The sequence below is a fragment of the Amycolatopsis sp. NPDC001319 genome, assembly GCF_042896185.1.
GTDB lineage: Bacteria > Actinomycetota > Actinomycetes > Mycobacteriales > Pseudonocardiaceae > Amycolatopsis.
The window spans coordinates 90,438-110,201 of sequence record NZ_JBIAWY010000020.1 but is presented as its reverse complement, the minus strand read 5'-3'; the positions used below and the strand labels follow the sequence as shown (position 1 = coordinate 110,201).

The following is a 19,764-nucleotide window of genomic DNA, read 5'->3' as shown; positions in this document are numbered from 1 at the left end:
ACGGGCTACGGGCGCCAGCGTTCGCTGTAGTCCGGGTGGTCCGCGTACGGCAGGGCGAGCAGCCGCAGCGTCAGGCACCAGTTCGACCCCGCCTCGTCGGCCGGGACGTGGCAGGTCTCGCACCAGTATTCGCTGCCGTACAAAGGAAAACCGGGGACCTTTTCGGACACGGTGGTGCGGTGGGCGAGCATGATGCGGCGCGTGACCTCGACCTCGTTGATCATCTGGTTCACGACGTCGAGCTCGATGTCGCCCAGGGCGCGCACGCGCTGTTCGACCGCAACCTTCGTCTCGCCGCGGTTGAGCGCCTCGCCGGTTTTCGCCTTCTGCACCGCCTGCATGATCAGCGCCTGCCGCTGACCCACCCGCGCGGCGAGGAACGCGATCAGGTCGTCCACGAAAGGCCTCCCTCCTCGAGCCGGGCTCCTCCGGCGCGGGATAGTCGCCACGCGGCGCCGGGGCGTTACGCGCCGGATCCGTCACCGGGGGTATCCCGAGCCCGCAGCACGCTACTCCACTCCCAGTCTGACCTGCGGGAACGTTACGCAGCCGTAAAGGTGGGAATTTTTCGTGTTCGCCGAAGTTGATCACGGACGGTGAGCACCCGCGGCGACGAGGCGATCACTCGGTGTCGGACCGCGCCTTGCTCGGCTGCACGCGCTTGGGCTCGCCCGGCATTTTGGGATAGTCCGGCGGGTACGGCAGCTCCGCGCCGCCGAGGTCGCGATCGTCGCGGTCGTACCACTCCAGGAGGGTTTCGAGGCCGAACGCCGTTTCGTCCATCGGCGCGTGGAGGTCGCCGTGCTCGGCCAGGAACGCCGGGACGGTGAGCACGTCGAAGTCGTCCGGGTGCACGTCGTCGAGCATCGCCCAGGTCAGGGGCGTGGACACGGTCGCGCGCTGCGTGCCGCGGACCGACCACGTGGACGCGACGGTGCGGTCGCGCGCCGCCTGGTTGTAGTCGAGGAACACGCGGCCGCCGCGTTCCTCCTTCCACCAGGAAACGGTGGCCTTGTCCGGGATGCGGCGTTCGACCTCGCGCCCGAGCGCGATCACCGCGTGGCGCACGGCGATGAAGTCCCACTCCGGCCGGATGCGCACGAGGACGTGGACCCCGCGGCCGCCGGACGTCTTGGGGTAGCCGGTGAGCCCGGCGTCGGCCAGCACCTCGCGGACCACGCGCGCCACCGCGACGGCGTCGTCGAAGCCGGCCGAGTCCGGCGGGTCGACGTCGATGCGCAGCTCGTCCGGATGGTCCACATCGGACCGCCGGACGGGCCACGGGTGGAAGTCGAACGTGCCGAGGTTCGCCGCCCACGCGAACACGGCCGGCTCGGTCGGGCAGACCTCGTCGGCCGTGCGCCCGGACGGGAACGTGATCCGCGCGGTCTGGACCCATTCGGGCGCACCCTTGGGCACGCGTTTGGCGTAGAACCACTCGCCCGCCACGCCGTCGACGTAGCGTTTGAGCGTGGTGGGCCGCTCGCCGATCGCCCGCAGCAGCGGCTCGCCCACGGCGAGGTAGTGCTCCACCACCTGCCGCTTCGTGATGCCGCGCTCCGGGAAGTACACCTTGTCCGGGCTCGTGACCCTGACGGTGCGCTCCCCCACCTGGTACTCGACCGGATCGCCGTTCTTGGGCATGGGCCCACCGTAGCCGGATCCACGCCGATCGCCCGCCGATCACGCCGTGCCCTACCGTGGAAAGCGTGTCCGGCAGAACCAAGCTGATCCTCGCGCTCGTCGTGCTCGCCCTCCTCGCGGCGGCCGCGGTGTTCCTGCCGATCCCCGGCCCGGCGGACCTGCGCCACTGGGCGCAGGCGACCGGTCCCGCGACGCCACTGGTGCTGCTGGTCGCGTATTCGTTGCTCACCGTGGCGCCCATTCCGCGCACCGTGTTCAACCTCGCGGCGGGGCTGCTCGTCGGCAGCGTCGCGGGGATCGCGATCGGCCTGGTGGCGACGACGATCGCAGCGGGCCTGTCTTTCGGGCTCGCGCGGCTGCTGGGCCGCGACCTCGTGCCGCGCCACCTGCACCGCGCACCCGTGCGCATCGTGAACGAACGGCTGTCCGGCGGCGGTGTGCTCGCGATCACCTCGCTGCGGCTGATCCCCGTGGTCCCCTTCGCGCCGCTGAGCTACCTGTGCGGGGTTTCGACGGTCAAACCGGTGCCGTACCTGGTCGGCACGCTGCTGGGGAGCGTCCCCGGCACGGTCGCGGTGGTGGTGCTGGCCGACGCGCTGACCGGCGACACGCCGCCCGCGCTCCTGGCTTGTTACGCCGTTTTCGCCGTTGCCGGAGCCGTCGGCCTGGTCAGGGTGCTGAAGAAGCGCACTCCCGCCGTCGAGGAGGAAGAGCCCGCCGCCTCCGCACCGGCTGGCTGACGGCGGCAACATCCACCCGACCGCTACACTCGTTCGGGTGCGCGAGGGGTATCCGCGCTGAGTAAGGCCACGATCACCGGGATTTCGTCAGGAGCGGTCGCCATCGACACCGGTCAGCTGATCGCGGGGCACTACCGCCTCGTCGAGCACATTGGTAGCGGTGCCATGGGTGTGGTGTGGCGCGCCGTCGACGTGCGCCTGGAACGGTCGGTGGCGATCAAGCAGATCCTCCCCCAGCCGGGCGTCTCCGAGGCCGAACGCGACAACATGCGCCAGCGCGCCATGCGCGAGGCCAAGAACGCGGCCCGCTTCCAGCACCCGAACGCGATCGTGGTGTTCGACATCGCCGAACACGGCGGCGATCCCTGCCTGGTGATGGAGTTCCTCGACGGCCCGAGCCTCTCGGCCGTGCTGGCCGAGCAGGGCACGCTGCCCGTCGGCCAGGTCGCGCGGATCGGGGAGCAGGTGGCCGCCGCGCTCGTCGCCGCGCACCGCTCCGGGATCGTCCACCGCGACGTGAAGCCCGGCAACATCCTCATCGACGAGACCGGCACCGCGAAGATCACCGACTTCGGCATCTCGCGCGCGGCCGGCGACATGACGCTCACGCAGACCGGCCTCATCGGCGGCACGCCCGCGTACCTCGCCCCCGAGCTGGCCCGCGGCGCCGACCCGGTGCCCAGCTCCGACGTGTTCGCCCTCGGCGCGACGCTCTACCAGGCCATCGAGGGCCAGACGCCTTACGGCAACACCACCAACCAGCTCGCGCTGCTCTACGCGGCCGCCAACGGCCAGATCAACCCGCCGACCCAGGCCGGCCCGGCCACCGCACTGCTGATGAGCCTGCTGCGCAGCGAGCCCGGCGAGCGCCCCAGCATGGCCGAGGCCCGCGAAGGCCTGGCGAAGCTCGCAGCGGGCGAACCCGCCGTGGGCCCGGAACTCCTGTCGTCCGGCCCCACCGAACGCCTCGACCGCGGCGGCTCCCGCCCGCCCTGGCAGCGCGTCGACGGCCCGAAGCCCAGCGCGCCGGTGCCCACGCAGAAGGCCCCGTCGAACCCGCCCCGCACCCCGACGGCGGCGTTCATGCCGATGCGCTCACCCGCCGCACCGCCCAACACCCCGCCGCGGCCCCAGCCCGCACCCCCGGTCCGGCCCACGCAGCAGCAGCCCCGCCCGGCCCCGACGGCCGCGGCGCCGAACTACCGCAACGCGTCGAGCACGCCGCCGCCTGCCGACAACAAGCGCAAGTTCGCCCTGCTCGCAGGTGGCGCGGCGGCCGTGGTGGTGATCGCGGTCGTGGTGTTCCTGGTGCTGAGCTCCGGCGGCGATGGCGGGGGCAAGGGCACGTCCTCGCAGGCGGGCCAGCAGCCCCAGCAGTCGAGTTCGGCGCCCGCGCCGAGTTCCAGCGCGCCGTCGAGCAGCTCGGCGCCCCCGCCGGTCGCGTCGAACGGCAACGTTCAGTGGCAACCCGCGGGCAACGCCGTCGTGCAGTTCTACACGGCGGTCGGTGACAATCCGGGGGCGGCGTGGGGCATGCTGACCTCCGCCGCGCAGGCGCCGTACGGCAGCGTCGACGCCTTCACCTCGTACTGGAGCCAGCACTCGCTCAAGCGTTTCGGGGGCGCGTCGGCCTACCTGAAGCGCAACAACCCGGACGGCTCGGTCGACATCCAGATCAGCCTGACGACGGACGGCGGCACCGTGTCGAAGGTCGTGCAGGTGATCGCGGTGCAGGGCGGTGGGCTGATGCTCAACGGCGACACCCGGCCGGACGGCGGAGCGAGCCAGTAGCCGCTCCCCCACCCGCCGTCACCTGGAGCTACGTCACTGTTGCGAAGCAGTGAGACTCGCCGCGCGGGGAGTGTGGTGAGCAGGGGTGATGGCCTACCGTGGAGCCATGGCCGAGAGCGGAGCTGTACAGCCAGGCTGGAATCCTCGGTTCCACGAGGATCTCGTCGGGCTGGATCCGTACGACCCGGAGGCGCGCGCGTTCGCCGCGCACCTCGACCGGATGGAGCGCACGGGCCCGACGTTCACCGTCGAAGCGTGCCTCGACCAGGTCTCCGACTTCGCCGATTCCAGCAGCCGCGCGGGTGGGCTGCGGTACTGGGTTTCGGCGCTCATCGCGGCGTTGATCGTGCTCGGGGTGATCGTGACCGCATGGCAGATCGTGACCCACGCGATCGCTTTCCTGGCGGGGTAACGTGGACGAAGTGAAAGGTATGAAACCCGTCGTCGGCACCACGCCCCGTGTGGTGAAGTCCGAGCAGGAGTGGCGCGAGCAGCTCAGCCCCGAGGAGTACGCGGTGCTTCGCCAGGCCGGCACCGAGCGGCCGTTCGTCGGCGAGTACACCGACACCAAGACCACCGGCGCGTACGAGTGCCGGGCTTGCGGTGCCGAACTGTTCCGCAGCGACACGAAGTTCGAAAGCCACTGCGGCTGGCCGTCGTTCTTCGACCCGGCGGACTCCGACGCCGTGCTGCTGCGCGAAGACCGCACGCTCGGCATGAAGCGCATCGAGGTGCTCTGCGCCTCGTGCCACAGCCACCTCGGCCACGTCTTCGAGGGCGAGGGCTACGACACCCCGACCGACCAGCGCTACTGCATCAACTCGATCTCGCTGAAGCTCGTCCCCGAGACCGAGTAACACCGACGATCACCGAAAAGCGCCCTCCCCCACCGGGAGGGCGCTTTTTTCTTGAGGAAGGCTTAGGGAAACCCGGGGCAACCACGGTGTCTTCCTGCGCGTGCTACGAAACACGACGCACCGGGGAGGCGCCATGACACTCATCGCCACCATCGCCTTGACACTGCTCGGCATATTCGCGTTCCTCGGCGGACTCCGCCACGACCGGCGAATCCGGGCCGGCTCCCGCAGCGCGACCGGCCTCGGCTCCCTCGCGGAGATCGCATTCCTCACCGCCGGCCCGAACCGCACCGGTGAAACCGTGGTGGCGGCGATGATCGAACGCGAACAGCTGCGGCTCGACAGCAACGGGCGGCTCCACCGCACCCCGCTGGCGCCCGTCGACGCGCTGGGCGTGGCCACGGCCGAGCTCGTCGGTGCCGGCGCACCGACCTTCCCCGACGTCATCGGGCGGCTGGTCACGACCGACGCGATGGCCGCGCTCGCCGGCGACCTCGCGGCGCGGGGACTCGTGGTCGACGCCGCCCAGCGGCGCCGCGGGTGGTGGTCGGTGGCCGCCGCGGAAGCCGTGTTCGCGGTCGGGGGCCTGGTCGTGGGTGTGGCGTCCACGAGCTGGTTCGTCGCCGCGGCCGTGGTCCTCATCTCGGTGCTCGGGGTCGTTGCTCTCATCTGCTCGTGGCAGCCGGCCGGTCGCACCAACGCGGGTTACGAAGCGGTGCGTGCGGCCTGGGCGGATCGCAGCCTCGTGACGGGAGCCGCGGGCGCCGTGGCGGTCGGCGGGCTGGCCAACCACCCGGACCGCGAGACGCGGGCCGTCTTCAGCCGAGTCGGGGCAACCCGGCGCGGTCACCCCGGGTACCAAGGAGGCACCTCTCGCGGCGGCGGCGCCTTTCTCGGCGGCGGGTTCTATCTCGGGTCGAGCTGCGGTGGCGGGTCGAGCTGCGGTGGCGGATCGGGGTGCGGTGGCGGTGGTTCGGGATGTGGCGGCGGCTCCGGCACTTGCTGAACGGAACCACGCCGCCCGCGACAGACCCACCGCCGACGGCTGATTCGAGACAACCCGGCATGGTCACCCGAATACCAGGGTGGCGTCTTTCTCAGCAGCGGCAGCTTTACCCCGGGTCGAGCTGTGGCAATGGTTCGAGCTGTGTCGGATGGGGATGCGGCGGCGGCTCCGGCAGCTGCTGACCGGAACCACGGCGTTGCGGACGGCGTCAGTTGTGCCGACCCGACCGGTGGGACGGGGTGGGTAGCGTCCGGCGATTGCGAGGGAGGTGGGCCGTGGGCGGGACGTGGGGGATTTCGGGACCGCAGTTCCTGGCGTGGTACGGGATCGCGCTGGCGGTGGTGGTCGTGGTGCAGGTGGGGTGGCCGCGGGTGGCGCGCCCGCGAGGTGTCGAGGGCGGAGGGGACCTACCGGACGTCTACCACCTCGCGTACCTCGCCGGCGGGCCCGAGCGCGTGGCCGACACGGCGATCGCGGCGCTGGTGGACCGCGGGCTGCTGCGCGTGAACAGCGAGGGGCTCGCGACGGCGGCGGGCAAACGCCCGTGGCACAAGATCGAACGCTCGGTGCACGAAGGTGCCAAGGGCGTCACCGGCGGCACCACGCGCAGCCTGCGGGCCAGGGCCACGCGGTCGAAGGCGATGAGCGACCTCGAGGCCGAGATGCAGCGCGCCGGCCTGCTGACCTCCGGCACTGAAGCGCAGCCGTTCCACACCGCGGTCTTGCTGGCCTACCTGGTCCTCCTGGCGGTCGGCGCCGTGCGGTTCGTGACGGGCGCGGCGAACGACCGGCCCGTCGGCTGGTTCTTCCTGTTGCTCGTGGTGGCCCTCGTGCTGACGATCGTCGCCTCCGTCATCCGCGGCCGCAGGCGCGTGCGGATCACGCCGAGGGGCCAAGGGGCTCTGGCTCGCGCCCGTTCCGCGAGCCAGGGCCCGGCTCAGCCGGCCGTGCTGCTCGCCGGGGCGGCCGGCGCGGTGGCGCTCGGCGGGCTCGCGATGTACCCGGACGACGAGCTGAGCGCGGCGCTGATCCCACCGTTCCAGCCGTTCGCCGGGGCCGGCGGTGGTTCGTCGGGCGGTGGTTCTTCCTGCAGCAGCGGCTCGTCGTGCAGCAGCGGGTCTTCGTGCAGCAGCGGGTCCTCCTGCGGTTCTTCGTGCGGTGGCGGGGGTTGCGGTGGTTGACCGGCTGGGTGTCGGCATCGGCTGGCGGGCCGAGCTGGACCTGTCGATCGCGCGGCTGCCGGGCGTCGACTGGGTCGAGGTCGTCGCCGAGAACCTCCACGCGCCGCACCTGCCCGAGAGCCTGCTGGCGTTGCGGGAGCGCGGCATGCCCGTGCTCCCGCACGCCGTGTCGCTCTCTCTCGGTGGGGCCGAGCCGCTGGACACCCAGCGCGTCGAGCACCTCGCCGAGCTGGCCCGGGCGCTCGACGCGCCGCTCGCGAGCGACCACGTGTGCTTCGTCCGCGCGGGCGGGCTCGACTCCGGGCACCTCATGCCGCTGCCCCGCACGCGCGAAGCGCTCGACGTGCTCGTGGCCAACGTCCGCCTTGCGCAGTCCATTGTGGACTTCCCGTTGGCACTGGAGAACATCGCGGCCGTGCTGGAATGGCCGGAGAACACGTTGTCGGAGGAGCAGTTCCTCACCGAGCTGACCGAGCGCACGGGCTGCCTGCTGATCGTCGACGTGGCGAACCTGTACGCCAACGCGCGCAACGTCGGCACCGACCCGGTGGCGTTCCTCGACGGAATCCCCTGGGAGCGCCTGGCCTACGTGCACATGGCCGGCGGGGTCGAGCGCGACGGCGTCTACCACGACACGCACGCACACCCGGTGCTGCCCGAGGTGCTCGACCTGCTCGCCGAGCTGCGCCGCCGCACCGACCCGCCGGGCGTGCTGCTGGAGCGCGACGACGACTACCCCACCGACACCGAGCTGGCCGCCGAGCTCGCGGCCCTGCGCGCGACGGTGACGGCGTGAGCCGCGAAGAGCTCGCTGCGCGGCAGGCGGCGTTGCTCGACGCGCTGCTCACGGGCGCCCCTCCCCCGCCGGGCTTCGCGCCCGACCGGCTGCGCGTCGAAGCCGACGTGCTGCTCGCCAAACGGCGCCGGCTCATCGCGTATCTGCGACCCGACGTGGCCGAACGCCTGGGCGAGCGCTTCGGCCCGCTCTTCGCCGCCTATGCCGCCGCGCACCCGAAGACGGACGCGATCCGGGCGCGCGAGTACGCCGACGCGTTCGCCGCCTGGGTCGCCGACCGGGAACCCGCGAGGCGGCGGCGCTGGTTCAGGAGTTGACCGGGTGCCACACCGCGCTGTCGGCGCCCGGCAGGTGCGACGCGTGGTCCCAGTGCGACTGGGCGCCCGGCAGATCGCCGGCCATCTTCACGCGCGTGAGCTTGCCGAAGTCGCTGTCGACTTCCTCGACGAGGTCGCTGTAGTCCACTTCGGACGATCCCGGTTCCTTGCGGCCCAAGGAATCCAGCCACCGGCCCGTACTCGCGAGCGACAGCCGGACGTTCCAGCTGCCGCCCTCCACGACCGTGCGGCGCACCGCCGTCATGATCGCCGCGGCGGCGAGCCAGCCCGTGGTGTGGTCGAGTGCCTGCGCGGGCAGCGGCGTCGGGCGGTCGGTGCCGGCGACGCGAGCGCCTTCCTCGGCGATGCCCGAAGCCATCTGCACCAGGCTGTCGAAGCCGCGGCGGCGGGCCCACGGGCCGGCCCAGCCGTAGGCCGACAAGTCGGCCGTGACGAGACCCGGGCGCAGCTCGGCCATCTCCTCCGGACCGAATCCGATTCGCTCCAGCGCGCCGGGACGGAACGACTGCAGCACCACGTCGGCCCGCGCGATGAGCTTCTTCAGCCGCGCGCGGCCGCCCTCGGTGTCGAGCGCGACGAACCCCGAACGCTTGCCGTGGCCGGTGTCCATCGTGAGCGCCGGGATGCGCGGCAGGTGCGCGGCGCCGACGTGGAGCACGTTCGCGCCGTGGGCCGCGAGCACGCGGCCGGCGACCGGCCCGGCCAGCACGTGCGTCAGCTCCAGCACGCGCACCCCGCCCAGCGGCCGGTCGGAGTCGAAGAGCGTGTTCTTCGGCGCGTCGCCGCTCTGCCGGATCTCGGCGAGGGGCAGGCCCGCGACGGCCTGGCCCTGCGGGTGCGCGAGCCACTCGTCGCGGGAGCGCATGAGCGCGGCCGCGCCGCCCGCCGTCACCACTGCCGACTCGACCTCGGCGGCCGTCTTCGCGGCCACGGTCTTCGCCACGGCGTCGCGCTGCGCGGGCACGCCGAGCGACCAGCAAATGGCGGCCTCGTGGCGGGGGTAGTTCGCGTGGAGCTTGACCCAGCCGTCGGACGCGAGGTAGTCGCCGGCGATCGGTCCCCACGGGCTCGGCGGCAGCTCGCCGTTCACCCGCAGGAACATCTCGCTGCGCACGGCGGCCGCGGCGTGGCGCGTGTCGACGGAGACCGTGCCCGGGTCGATGCCGCGCAGCCGCAGCAGCTCACCGGCCGCCAGCGTGGCGGCCGCGATGCCCGCCGTCGCGGCGGCCTCGACCCGGAAAGTGCCGGGCAGCAAGGATTCGTCGCCGGTCAGGGACACGGGCGGGAGGGATTCGCCGGTGAGCGTCCGCCACACCCCGGCCAGCACGTCCTGCACGGCGGTTACGGCAGTGCCGCGACGAGCTCGGCGGGCGCCACGCGCGTGCCGGTGTAGAACGGGATCTCCTCGCGCACGTGGCGGCGGGCCTCCGTGCCACGCAGGTGGCGCATCAGGTCGACGATGCGGTGCAGCTCGTCGGCCTCGAACGCGAGGATCCACTCGTAGTCGCCGAGCGCGAACGACGCCACGGTGTTGGCGCGCACGTCGGGGTAGTCGCGGGCTTCCTTGCCGTGGTCGGCGAGCATCTTGCGCCGATCCTCGTCCGGCAGCAGGTACCACTCGTAGGAGCGGACGAACGGGTACACGCAGATGTACTTTCGCGCTTCCTCACCGGCGAGGAACGCCGGGATGTGGCTCTTGTTGAACTCCGCCGGGCGGTGCAGCGCGACCTGGCTCCACACCGGGGTCGACGCGCGGCCCAGCGGTGTGCGCCGGAAGCCGTTGTAGGCGGCCTGGACCTGCTCGATCTCCTCGGCGTGCCACCAGACCAGGTAGTCGGCGTCGGCCCGGAGCACGGACAGGTCGTAGACCCCGCGCACCACCACACCCTTGTCGGCGAGCCCGTCGAGGAACTCCGCCGTCTCCTGGCCCGCGGTGCCGCGGTCCTCGCCGAGCCGGCCGGGCTCGACCCGGAAGACCGACCAGGCGGTGTAGCGGATGGTGTCGTTGAGCTCGTTGTAGTTCAGCCGCGCCATGCCTCCATCCTCGCACCGCACGGCTTTCGGGCGCCAAGCGCCTCCGTCACGTCACACTGTGAAGCTCGCCGCGATCCGCTTCGCGGCGGCATCGGCGGTGGCGACGCACGCGGGCAGGCCGACGCCGTGCAGCGTCGCGCCCGCCACGGCGAGGCCGGGGAGCTCGTCGACGGCGGTTTCGATGCGTGTCACGCGCTCGAGGTGCCCGGCGCCGTACTGCGGCAGGCCGCCGCCCCAGCGGGTGACCAGCGTGTCGAGCGGTTCGGCGGTGACGCCGGTGAGGCGGGCGAGGTCGTCGCGGACGGCGTGCACCAGGGCTTCGTCGTCGCCGTTCAGCGCGCCCGGTTCGCGGAAGCGGCCGACGGAGCCGCGGACGAGCACCGGTCCGGCGGCGCCGTAGTGGGCCCACTTGTTGGCGGAGAAGGTGAAGGCCTTCGACGCGTAGGGCACGCCCTCGGCGTCCTTCTCGCCCGCGCCGATGAGGATCCCCGACGCGTCGGGCAGTTCGGTGCCGGGCGGCAGCGCGAGCGCGACCACGGCCATCGAGGCCAGCTCGACCTCGCCGAACGCCTGCGACGCGGCCGGGGCGACGTCGGCGAGCAGCTTGCGCGCGGCGGGCGCGGGCACGGCGAGGACGACGGCGTCGACGTCGACCGGGGTGTCGTCGGGGGCGTGGGCCGGGGCGGCGGCACCGACGTCGAGGCGCCAGCCGTCCGCGGTGCGGGTAAGCGCGCGGACGGTGGCGGAGGTGCGCACCGTTGCTTTCGACAGCGTCTGCAGCCGGTCCAGCAATGTGGTCAGGCCGCCCGTCAGCGTGCCGAACACGGGCGCGGTGCCGGGGGTCTTCGGCAGCAGGGAGGCCGCGGCGTCGGTGAGCGAGCCGGCGCCGTCGGCGACGGCCTTGGCCAGGCCGGGCATGGTCGCGCGCAGGCCGAGGCCGTCGGCACCGCCCGCGTAGACGCCGCCGAGCAGCGGGTCGACGAGCCGGTCGACGAGCTCGTCGCCGAAGCGGGCGCGCAGCAGCGGCCCCAGCGGGGTGTCGGCGGCGGTGAGCTCGACGGGGCCGAGCGAGCGTTCCTTCTCGACGGCGAGGCGGCCGTCTTCCGAGAGCACGCCAGCCACGGCGTCGGCGGAGGCGGGGACGCCCATGACCGTGCCGGGCGGGAGGCCGGTGACGGTGCCGCCGGCGTGGATCTTGGCGCGCGCCTTCGTCGGGTGCACCAGGTGCTCGCCCAGCCCGACCTCGGCGACCAGCGCCGTGACCTCGGGCCGGCGGGCGAGGAAGGCCTCGGCGCCGACGTCGTAGGGCACGCCGCCGACCTCGGCCGTGCGGAGCTTGCCGCCGACCGCGGGGGTGGCTTCGAAGACGGTGATCGCGACGGCGTCGCCGAGCAGCGTCCGCAGGCGGTAGGCCGCGGTCAGGCCGGAGATGCCGCCGCCGACGACGGCGACGTGCTTCACAGCGAATGCACCAGCTCGACGACGCGGGTGAGCACCTCGGGCTCGACGCTCGGCAGCACGCCGTGGCCGAGGTTGAAGATGTGCCCGTCGGCCGCGCGGCCCTCGTCGACGATCCGGCGGACCTCGGCCTCGATCACGGGCCAGCCCGCGTAGAGCAGCGCCGGGTCGAGGTTGCCCTGCACCACGGCCTTGCCGCCGAGCCGGCGCACGGCCTCGTCGAGCGGCACGCGCCAGTCGACCCCGACGACGTCGGCGCCCGCGTCGCGCATCGCCACGAGCAGCTCGCCCGTGCCGACGCCGAAGTGGATCCGCGGCACGCCATAGTCCGCGACGCCGGCCAGCACCTTCGCCGAGTGCGGCTGGACGAACTCGCGGTAGTCGCGCTCGGACAGCGCGCCGGCCCACGAGTCGAACAGCTGGATGGCGTCGGCGCCCGCGTCGAGCTGCGCGCGCAGGAACGTGAGCGCGATGTCGGCGAGGCGGCCGGCGAGCTCGTGCCAGAGCTCGGGTTCGCCGTGCATGAGCGCCTTGGTGTGCTCGTGGTTGCGGCTCGGGCCGCCCTCGATCAGGTAGCTGGCCAGTGTGAAGGGCGCCCCGGCGAAGCCGATCAACGGCGTGTCGCCCAGGCGTTCCACCAGCAGCCCCACACCCTCGGCCACGCGCGCGACCTGCTCGGCCTCCAGCAGCGGGATCGCTCGCACTGCCTTGAGGTCGCGCACCGGCTCGGCCACCACGGGCCCCGTGCCGGGCACGATGTCGATGTCCAGCCCCGCCGCCTTCAGCGGCACCACGATGTCGCTGAACAGGATCGCCGCGTCCACACCGTGCCGGCGCACCGGCTGCAGCGTGATCTCGGCGAGCATCTCGGGGTCGAAACACGCGTCGAGCATCGGGACGCCCTCGCGCAGCTTCCGGTACTCCGGCAGCGACCGCCCGGCCTGGCGCATGAACCACACGGGCGTGCGCACGGGCTTCTCCCCGCGCGCCGCCGCCAGGAACGGCGACTCCGCCAGCACCCGCCGCGCGGAGGGGCTCGACGGGGCGGTTTCGGACGCGGCGGACTCAGACACAGACGAAAGCTCAGGCACGAAGCCCATCGTCCCACCCGGTCGCGGAGACCACTCGCGTAGGCCACGGGTAGTGGCCGGAGGTACCGGCGATTCCGATCTCGTGGGCACCGGGTGGGGTGGAGTGGCCCGAGAGGTCCGATTCGGCGGGCCCGTGGGCGGCCGTCGCGGTGATCTCGGGGCCCATCACTTCGGATCCGATGGCCCAGCTCCGTTCCGACCGCGCCAGATCCACTCCCCCTCTTCCCCCTCGACGGACAGCGACTCAAGCCCGCTGGGTCTGCCGCCCGGGCGCTCGGTGGCCCCGGCGCCCGCCACGTCGGCGCAACCGCCGAAGCCTCGACCAGCACCGCCGCCACAGCAGGCCTGATCAAGCCTCCGCGTCCGGTTCGCCCGGGCCGGCAGCCGCGCCGGTGGGTGGCGGGGCCGGTCGGAGCGTCCCTCGGCGCGCCTGCGTCCGCAACGGGGCGTCGCCGCCCTACAGTCGTTGGGTGACCGCGATGACGCCAGTGCCCGAGCTGTTCCGCGAAGCCGTCGCGGCGCTGAAGTCCGTGCGGCCGCGTCCCGAGGTGCGGCTGGAGACCATGCGGGCGCCGCAGCGGCTGGCGCCGTGGTCGTTCGCGGTGAGTTGTGAGGTGGCCGGACCGGCGGACGTGCTGGCGTCGGGGCGGCTGGTGCTGCTGCACGACCCCGACGGGCAGGAAGGCTGGGACGGCGTCCTGCGGCTGGTCATGTACGTGCGGGCCGAGCTCGACCGCGAGCTGGCCACCGATCCGTTCCTGCCGGCCGTCGGCTGGTCGTGGCTCACCGACGCGCTCGAAGCGTCCGGCGCCTCGTGGACGGCGCTGGGCGGCACGGTCACCGAGACCTCTTCGGCGCGGTTCGGCGACATCTCCGGGCCCACGCGCACCGACGACCTCGAGCTGCGGGCGTCCTGGACGCCCACGGACGCCGCGCTGCGCGCCCACGGCTACGCGTTCTGCCAGGTGATGGCGAGCGTCGTGGGGCTGCCGCCGGTGGGCGTCACGCTGTTCGAACAGCGCCAGAGCTCCTGATCCCCCGAAGTTCACCCGGACAGGCCGCCCGTCCGGGGCTCTCGCGCGCCCTCAGAACGTCCAGGAGCGCCCGGCGTGGTCTGGACAACCGTCGACACCGGCGGCCGACCGAACGCGATTCTGAGCGCCGTTCACGTCCGTCCACCTGGGACCGCACGCGCTAGCACGCACGGATGCCCACGTTCGTGAAGACCCCATGATCACGGGCTGTCATGCCCTGGTCACGCCCGCAAAGCCGCCCGAAGCCCCCAGGGCACCTCGGCGGGTCCCGCGGAGACCCCCGCGAAACCACTCTGTGCAAACGTGAAGAAAGTTGATCTTGCCCCGGCCGAGGCCGATTTCCGACGTCTGGTGGACTGCTCACGAGACGTCCGGGCGGAAGCACCCGCAGGTGCACGGCCCACCTGCACGGGCGTTTGGGGTTCGGTAACTCTGTTGCATCGCCTCCGGAAGCCGTTCCGTTAACAACGGGCTCAGCACTAGCCCGATCGTGTGACGGTGAACGCCCTGAGTGACGAGTCGTTTCAGATAGATACCCATTCGATCCCCCCGTAATGGCCTCCGGGCGGCTACAGTGCCTTCGACGACACCACTTTCGGTCTAAAGCTGGCGCGGCTGAACGGCCGAAGGTCCCGGTGCCGGTCGGGGGGCACGACCGACTCCAGGGAGGTAGTGACGTGGCTACCGTCGGCTTATCTCAGGCCGTTCGATCCACGCCAGCCGGTGCTTTGCCGGCGAGCATGGTTCCGCACCCGCGGGAAGAGCTTTTTTCCGTGTTGGTGGTCGATGACCACCCGCTGTTGAGGGAGGCAATCGCAGCACGACTCGCACAGATGGGTGCGGGCACGGTTCACGAGGCCGCCACGGTGGCCGAGGCGAGGGCGCGAGCACAGGCCACCGGCCCGTGCGACCTGGCGATCCTCGATCTCGGACTGCCGGACGGCAGCGGCATCGAGCTGGTTACGGAACTCCGTAGCCACGGATGGCCGCGCGTGGTGGTGCTCGCATCGTCCGACGACCCGTACGCGGTTCGGTCGGCGTTCCAGGCCGGTGCCCAGGCGTACCTGCTGAAGTCCGCGTCGCCGGTGGTTGTCACCGACGGCGTGCGCAGGGTCCTGGAAGGCGGCGTGTACGCCGACCCGAGCGTGGCCCCGGTCCTGGCGACCGGCACGCGGGTGGCGGGCACCGACAACACCCCGCGGGAGCTCTCCGCCCGTGAGGTCGAGGTGCTCCAGCTCGTCGCCGACGGACAGTCGAACAAGGAGATCGGGGAGGAGCTTTCCCTCTCCGCGCTCACCGTGAAGTCGCACCTCTCCCGCATCGGGCGCAAGCTCGGCACGGGTGACCGGGCACAGATGGTCGCATTGGCTATGCGCGCCGGTGTGATCCGCTGACGAAGGCAGACAGAGGCCCTGCGGGGCGGGCGGACCAGGCGCGGTACGCCCGTCCCGTAGGGTCGTCAGCTATGGGAAGTGCACAGGCGGACGGCGCCCGGACCGGAGAGACCACCACCGAGGACGCCGGAACGCCCGTGCTGCTACGCGAGCCCGCCGAAGGCACACCCCCCGTGGTGACCGATCCGGCGGCGCTCGCCGAGGCGTGCGCGCGGCTCGCCGCGGGAACCGGCGCCGTGGCCGTGGACACCGAGCGGGCGTCCGGCTACCGCTACTGGCCCAAGGCCTACCTCGTGCAGCTGCGCCGCGAAGGCTCCGGCACGGTGCTGATCGACCCGATCGCGCTGGCCGACGACCTCGCGCCCCTGCGCGAAGTCCTCAACGACACCGAGTGGGTGCTCCACGCCGCCAGCCAGGACCTGCCGTGCCTGGCCGAGCTGGACCTGCACCCCAAATCCCTCTTCGACACCGAGCTGGCCGGCCGGCTGGCGGGCTACGAGCGCGTGGCGCTGGGCACGCTCGTCGAGCTGCTGCTCGGCTACACGCTCGAGAAGGGCCACAGCGCCGCCGACTGGTCGAAGCGGCCGCTGCCCGTCGACTGGCTCAACTACGCGGCGCTGGACGTCGAGCTGCTCAACGAGCTGCGGGTCAAGCTCGAAGTCGAGCTGGAGGCCCAGGGCAAGCTGGAGTGGGCGCGCCAGGAGTTCGAGGCCGTGCGCACCGCGCCGCCGCCCGCCCCGCGCGCCGAGCCGTGGCGCCGCACGTCGGGCGTGCACAAGATCCGCAGCCCGCGCGGCCTGGCCGCCGTGCGCGAGCTGTGGCAGGCCCGCGACGAGCTCGCCCGCAAACGCGACCGCGCACCCAGCCGCATCCTGCCCGACAGCGCGATCGTCAACGCGGTCACGGCGGACCCGAAAACCGTCGAGGAGCTCCAGGCCCTGCCGGTTTTCAGCGGCCGCGTGCAACGCAAGTACACGGCCAGCTGGCTGCGGCACCTGCAGGCGGCCAAGGCGCTACCCGCGAGCGAGCTCCCCAGCCCCACCCAGCCCTCCGACGGCCCACCCCCGGTCAACCGCTGGGCCGACAAGGACCCCGACGCCGCCGCCCGCCTCTCCGCGGCCCGCGCAGCCCTCGCCGCCATCGCCGAGGACCGCCGGCTGCCCGTGGAGAACCTCATGCTGCCCGACCTCGTGCGCCGCACCTGCTGGCGCCCGCCGGCGGACCTGTCGGAAGACGGGGTGGCGGCGGTGCTGCGGGCCGGTGGGGCCCGGCCGTGGCAGGTGGAGCTGACGGTGGGGGCGCTGAGCAAGGCGCTGCATTCGACGGCTGCTGCCTGACGGCTCTGGTGGTGGCTGGATCCTGCGTGAGCGGGCAGCTGCCACGGCTTGGTGCGGACCGTTCCCGCGCTTCGCTCGGCAGATCACACTTCGCTGAGCCACGCGGCGGTCTCGAGGGTGCGCGAGTGGGTGGGCCCGAGCGCAGCGTTGAGGGCGACGACCGCGGCCTCCAGCCCACGGCGAGCCTCCTCACGGTGTCGCCGGCGCGCGGCGACACGCGCGAGAGTCACCTGGGCCGCAACGGGAGTGGGGTGGCCCGACGGCCAAGCCCCGGCGGCGAGGAGGGCTCCGGCTTCCCGCTCCGCGCGGTCGAGGTCGCCCATCTCCAGGTACGCGTGCGCCAGCAAGCCGCGGATCAGGAGGGACTCGCGCCTGTGGTCCGGGAGGGCGGCCAGGATCGAACCCAGTAGCTCGGCGGCTTCCCGGGCTTCCCCGGCACGCAGCAGCACCGCGGCGAGCAGCTCGCGAAACCCCCCGGTGCCGTGCCGGGCGACGAGCTCGCGCAGCGGCGCGACGGCCGGCTGCGGATCGCCCCGCTCCGCGCGGATCAGCAGGCCGACCCCGGCGGCACTGTCGCGCGAGCGATCGGTGGTGGCCAGCGATGCCAGCTCGGCAAGCAACCGCTCGGCCTCGTCGAACCGTTCGAGCACACGCAGCACCGTGAGCTGGCGATAGCCGGCCACCCGCGTCGCCATGTGGGCCGGCCCGACCTCGGCCGCGCACGAGCGCCGGTGGGTTTCGAGCACGTCGAGTGCCTCGGCGTAGCGCCCGGCCACGCTGAGCACCAGCGCGAGGTTGAGCCGGGTCTGGAAGGTGCCGGGCTCCTTCGCGCCCCACGTCCGCTCGTAGACCTCGGCAGTCTGCTCCAGCACCGGCACGGCCTCGTCCGGCCGGCCCTGCTCGGCCAGGCTGAGCGCGAGGTTCGTCCAGGCGGCCAGCGTGTTCGGGTGCCGCGCACCCACCACCCGCGCCTGCGCCGGCGCCAGCTCGGCGAACAACACCTCAGCGGCCGGCCAGTCCCCCGCCTTCATCAGCGCGCATCCCAGCTCATGCCGGCGCCGCAGGCCGTCCAGGCTTTCCGGTTTACGGGTCTTCGCCGGCGCGGCGCGCAGCCTTGTCACCTCGTCGGCCGGCGCGAGCGCGGGCCTGGCGCGAAACAGCTTCACGGGCGGCCGCCGCTCGATCTGGGCATCGCAGCAGTCTGCCGCGCTCAGCCGAGGCAGTCCAGGACCTTCTGCACAGCAAGCACTTCCGCGTGCCGATCGGCCACATCCGGGCCAAGACCCCCGGGCGACCCCAGCACCGCAGCAGCCTGACTTCAGCCGAGGCGGTCCAGGACCTCTTGCGCCGCAAGCACTTCCGGGTGGCCGACCGGCCAGGCCACCGCCGCCAGCACGGCGCGGGCGTGGAAGGCCGCCACGTCCGGGTCCGGGTGGATCTGGGCCAGGGTGCCGCGGTTGCGCAGCGTCTGGCGCCAGCCGCTCCACGACTCGGTGACCAGGGTGGTCAGCAGGGAGGCCGCCTCGGGGTGGTCGCCGGTCAGGACCAGGACGTCGGCGAGGGACTGGCGGAAGAAGCCGTGGCGGGGGTGCCGGGTGGCGAGTTCGCGCAAGGGTGGCACGGCGAGGGCGGGGTCAGCCGTCTCGGCGGTGATCTCCAGGCGAGCGGCTTCCGCCCAGTCGAGGTCGAAGGGTTTGCGCAGAAACGGGACGATGTGGTCCGCGAGCTCGCGCAGGGCCTCGTCCTGGCGGTCGGCGTCGCACAAGGCGATGAGGTCGCCGAAGCGGACTTCGCGGGTCAGGGGGTCGGCGTCGCCGAGTTCGGAGGCGCAGTAGCGGACCAGGGAGGCCGACGCGGCGACGCGCTCGTCGATCCGGTTGGCGACGCTCAGGGCCTCGACGAGCATGCGGCGGCACCAGATCGTGGCGGCCTCGGCACCCCAGGTCCGCTCGTACACGTCCTCGGTCTCGGCCAGCAGCGGTACGGCCTCGTCGGGGCGGCCCTGCCCGGACCACGACATCGCGAGCTGCACCCACACGTTCAGCGTCTCCTTGCTGCGCGGGCCGAACTCGCGGGTCATGGGCGGCACGAGCTCGCGAAACACCGGCTCGGCGTCACGCCATTCGCCCAGCTCGCCGAGGCGCGAGGCGACCGCGAAGCGCTCCAAGAGGTCACGCGCGCCTTCGCGGCCGCGCGACCACTCCGCCGAGCCGCGCAGCGCGGCAGCCTCGTCGAAGGGTCGCGAGCGGAAGAACTTCACCGGCACCACCGCAACGACCTGTCCACAATGTGCATTATGTCCGACCAGCCCCCTCCAGTAGCGCGCGGGCCGCCGCCCGCAGCGGGTCGTCCGGTTCGCCGAGGCCCGCCAGGCGGACGACGGCGTCGGCCGCTTCGCGGGCGTGGGCTTCGACGTCGAGCGCGGGATCGTCGCGGCGGGTGATCGCGGTGCTCTCCACCAGGCCGAACACGAGGTCCGTGCGGATCTCCGAAACGCCCGGCCGGGCGGCGGCCACGAGCGTGCCGTACGCGGCCTTGAGCTCGGCCCGCTCCGCGCGGAACCCCGCGAGGTTCGGCGACGACACCTCGGGCAGCAGGTACAGCGCGCCGATGTTGTGCCGCGCCCCGCCCAGCAGCCGGACGTCCGCGTAGGCCAGCGCCCACAACCGCACGCTCGCCGGCGCCGGCGAGGAGACCAGGCCGACCGCGACCGCCAGCGACGGCCGGACGGTGGCCGCCAGCAGCTCGGCGAGGATGTCCTCCTTGGCCGGGAAGTGGTAGTACAGCGACGCTTGGCGCAGGCCCGCCCGCTCGGCGATCGCGCGGGTCGTGGTCGCCGCGTACCCCGCGCCGGTGAACAGCTCGCCCGCTGCGTCGAGCAGCGCTTCGCGCGCGTCCTGACGGCTCGCCGCCGCGCCGCTCGCGCGCGGTCGCCCCACTCCCGTCGCCTTCCCGTCCACGCGGCCGATCCTGCCAGGCGCCCGGCCGTGTTACGCGCCGCAGCCCCCTCCCGAAACACGCGTTAACACTCGCCTTACGCGGGCGAGACGGCACCGACCCACC

General features: G+C 72.8%; 20 protein-coding genes. 11 read left to right on the top strand and 9 right to left on the bottom strand.

What is annotated here, in order from left to right; all coding sequences use genetic code 11:
• Positions 1-5 precede the first annotated feature (5 nt).
• Together ACFY1H_RS45635 and ACFY1H_RS45630 are read right to left on the bottom strand one after the other, a co-directional pair.
• Entirely contained in the window at positions 6-398 is a 393-nt protein-coding gene (locus tag ACFY1H_RS45635) for a DUF6221 family protein (protein ID WP_386956272.1), read from the bottom strand.
• A 223-nt stretch (positions 399-621) separates the two neighbouring features.
• Positions 622-1,644, bottom strand: coding sequence for a DNA polymerase domain-containing protein (locus ACFY1H_RS45630; RefSeq protein WP_366588111.1), 1,023 nt, complete (start codon positions 1,642-1,644; stop codon positions 622-624).
• Positions 1,645-1,709: 65 nt separating this feature from the next.
• Between ACFY1H_RS45630 and ACFY1H_RS45625 the strand changes: the two genes are divergently transcribed.
• The 8 genes from ACFY1H_RS45625 to ACFY1H_RS45590 all read left to right on the top strand — a co-directional run bounded on the left by ACFY1H_RS45625 (position 1,710) and on the right by ACFY1H_RS45590 (position 8,332).
• On the top strand, positions 1,710-2,384 hold the full coding sequence (locus ACFY1H_RS45625; RefSeq protein ID WP_366588109.1) for a TVP38/TMEM64 family protein: 675 nt from the start codon (positions 1,710-1,712) through the stop codon (positions 2,382-2,384).
• 117 nt (positions 2,385-2,501) lie between these two features.
• Positions 2,502-4,175 carry a serine/threonine-protein kinase gene (locus ACFY1H_RS45620; protein ID WP_366588141.1) on the top strand — a complete coding sequence of 558 codons (1,674 nt, stop codon included), beginning with the start codon at positions 2,502-2,504 and terminating at the stop codon, positions 4,173-4,175.
• A gap of 106 nt (positions 4,176-4,281) precedes the next feature.
• Complete coding sequence (locus tag ACFY1H_RS45615) at positions 4,282-4,587, top strand: hypothetical protein (RefSeq protein WP_220238380.1); 306 nt, start codon at positions 4,282-4,284, stop codon at positions 4,585-4,587.
• Positions 4,588-4,606: 19 nt separating this feature from the next.
• A complete protein-coding gene (gene msrB, locus ACFY1H_RS45610; protein WP_366588107.1) occupies positions 4,607-5,032 on the top strand; it encodes a peptide-methionine (R)-S-oxide reductase MsrB in 426 nt (141 codons plus the stop codon).
• A gap of 133 nt (positions 5,033-5,165) precedes the next feature.
• Positions 5,166-6,038, top strand: a complete 873-nt coding sequence (locus tag ACFY1H_RS45605; protein WP_366588104.1) for a TIGR04222 domain-containing membrane protein — start codon at positions 5,166-5,168, stop codon at positions 6,036-6,038.
• A gap of 275 nt (positions 6,039-6,313) precedes the next feature.
• Positions 6,314-7,219, top strand: coding sequence for a TIGR04222 domain-containing membrane protein (locus ACFY1H_RS45600; RefSeq protein ID WP_366588102.1), 906 nt, complete (start codon positions 6,314-6,316; stop codon positions 7,217-7,219).
• Positions 7,212-8,015, top strand: coding sequence for a DUF692 domain-containing protein (locus tag ACFY1H_RS45595; RefSeq protein ID WP_366588100.1), 804 nt, complete (start codon positions 7,212-7,214; stop codon positions 8,013-8,015). The genes ACFY1H_RS45600 and ACFY1H_RS45595 overlap by 8 nt, the downstream gene beginning before the upstream one ends.
• Positions 8,012-8,332 (top strand): hypothetical protein, encoded by a 321-nt coding sequence (locus ACFY1H_RS45590; RefSeq protein ID WP_366588098.1) that lies wholly within the window; start codon positions 8,012-8,014, stop codon positions 8,330-8,332. The genes ACFY1H_RS45595 and ACFY1H_RS45590 overlap by 4 nt, the downstream gene beginning before the upstream one ends.
• On the opposite strand, the gene ACFY1H_RS45585 is transcribed toward ACFY1H_RS45590, so the two are convergent.
• Genes ACFY1H_RS45585 through hemE form a run of 4 tightly spaced genes read right to left on the bottom strand, consistent with a single transcriptional unit; the run spans position 8,322 to position 12,945 of the window.
• A complete protein-coding gene (locus ACFY1H_RS45585; protein ID WP_366588096.1) occupies positions 8,322-9,689 on the bottom strand; it encodes a CoA transferase in 1,368 nt (455 codons plus the stop codon). The genes ACFY1H_RS45590 and ACFY1H_RS45585 overlap by 11 nt on opposite strands.
• A 5-nt stretch (positions 9,690-9,694) precedes the next feature.
• Positions 9,695-10,387: a hydrogen peroxide-dependent heme synthase gene (hemQ, locus tag ACFY1H_RS45580; protein ID WP_366588094.1), complete on the bottom strand. Its 693-nt coding sequence runs from the start codon at positions 10,385-10,387 to the stop codon at positions 9,695-9,697.
• A gap of 51 nt (positions 10,388-10,438) precedes the next feature.
• Positions 10,439-11,848 (bottom strand): protoporphyrinogen oxidase, encoded by a 1,410-nt coding sequence (gene hemG, locus ACFY1H_RS45575; protein ID WP_366588092.1) that lies wholly within the window; start codon positions 11,846-11,848, stop codon positions 10,439-10,441.
• The gene (gene hemE, locus ACFY1H_RS45570) at positions 11,845-12,945 is read right to left on the bottom strand and encodes a uroporphyrinogen decarboxylase (protein ID WP_386956271.1); all 1,101 of its coding nucleotides are present in this window, start codon (positions 12,943-12,945) and stop codon (positions 11,845-11,847) included. Before hemE ends, hemG begins: the two co-directional genes overlap by 4 nt.
• A 461-nt stretch (positions 12,946-13,406) precedes the next feature.
• Between hemE and ACFY1H_RS45565 the strand changes: the two genes are divergently transcribed.
• The 3 genes from ACFY1H_RS45565 (at position 13,407) to ACFY1H_RS45555 (ending at position 16,701) form a co-directional block, all read left to right on the top strand.
• Entirely contained in the window at positions 13,407-13,970 is a 564-nt protein-coding gene (locus tag ACFY1H_RS45565; protein WP_366588088.1) for a DUF3000 domain-containing protein, read from the top strand.
• A 677-nt stretch (positions 13,971-14,647) separates the two neighbouring features.
• Entirely contained in the window at positions 14,648-15,364 is a 717-nt protein-coding gene (locus ACFY1H_RS45560) for a response regulator transcription factor (protein ID WP_033291604.1), read from the top strand.
• 71 nt (positions 15,365-15,435) lie between these two features.
• On the top strand, positions 15,436-16,701 hold the full coding sequence (locus ACFY1H_RS45555) for an HRDC domain-containing protein (protein ID WP_386956270.1): 1,266 nt from the start codon (positions 15,436-15,438) through the stop codon (positions 16,699-16,701).
• An 83-nt stretch (positions 16,702-16,784) separates the two neighbouring features.
• Here the strand turns inward: ACFY1H_RS45555 and ACFY1H_RS45550 are convergent, their stop codons facing one another.
• The 3 genes from ACFY1H_RS45550 to ACFY1H_RS45540 form a co-directional block, all read right to left on the bottom strand.
• Positions 16,785-17,867 (bottom strand): tetratricopeptide repeat protein, encoded by a 1,083-nt coding sequence (locus ACFY1H_RS45550; protein ID WP_386956269.1) that lies wholly within the window; start codon positions 17,865-17,867, stop codon positions 16,785-16,787.
• A 152-nt stretch (positions 17,868-18,019) separates the two neighbouring features.
• A complete protein-coding gene (locus tag ACFY1H_RS45545; protein WP_386956268.1) occupies positions 18,020-18,961 on the bottom strand; it encodes a hypothetical protein in 942 nt (313 codons plus the stop codon).
• A 34-nt stretch (positions 18,962-18,995) separates the two neighbouring features.
• Entirely contained in the window at positions 18,996-19,661 is a 666-nt protein-coding gene (locus tag ACFY1H_RS45540) for a TetR/AcrR family transcriptional regulator (protein ID WP_386956267.1), read from the bottom strand.
• Positions 19,662-19,764 lie beyond the last annotated feature (103 nt).

Coding starts and splice junctions, on each gene's coding strand:
- ACFY1H_RS45630 (WP_366588111.1), bottom strand. CDS start 1,644: ATGCCCAAGAACGGCGATCCGGTCGAGTACCAGGTGGGGGAGCGCACC.
- ACFY1H_RS45615 (WP_220238380.1), top strand. CDS start 4,282: ATGGCCGAGAGCGGAGCTGTACAGCCAGGCTGGAATCCTCGGTTCCAC.
- msrB (WP_366588107.1), top strand. CDS start 4,607: ATGAAACCCGTCGTCGGCACCACGCCCCGTGTGGTGAAGTCCGAGCAG.
- ACFY1H_RS45605 (WP_366588104.1), top strand. CDS start 5,166: ATGACACTCATCGCCACCATCGCCTTGACACTGCTCGGCATATTCGCG.
- hemQ (WP_366588094.1), bottom strand. CDS start 10,387: ATGGCGCGGCTGAACTACAACGAGCTCAACGACACCATCCGCTACACC.
- hemE (WP_386956271.1), bottom strand. CDS start 12,945: ATGGGCTTCGTGCCTGAGCTTTCGTCTGTGTCTGAGTCCGCCGCGTCC.
- ACFY1H_RS45555 (WP_386956270.1), top strand. CDS start 15,436: ATGGGAAGTGCACAGGCGGACGGCGCCCGGACCGGAGAGACCACCACC.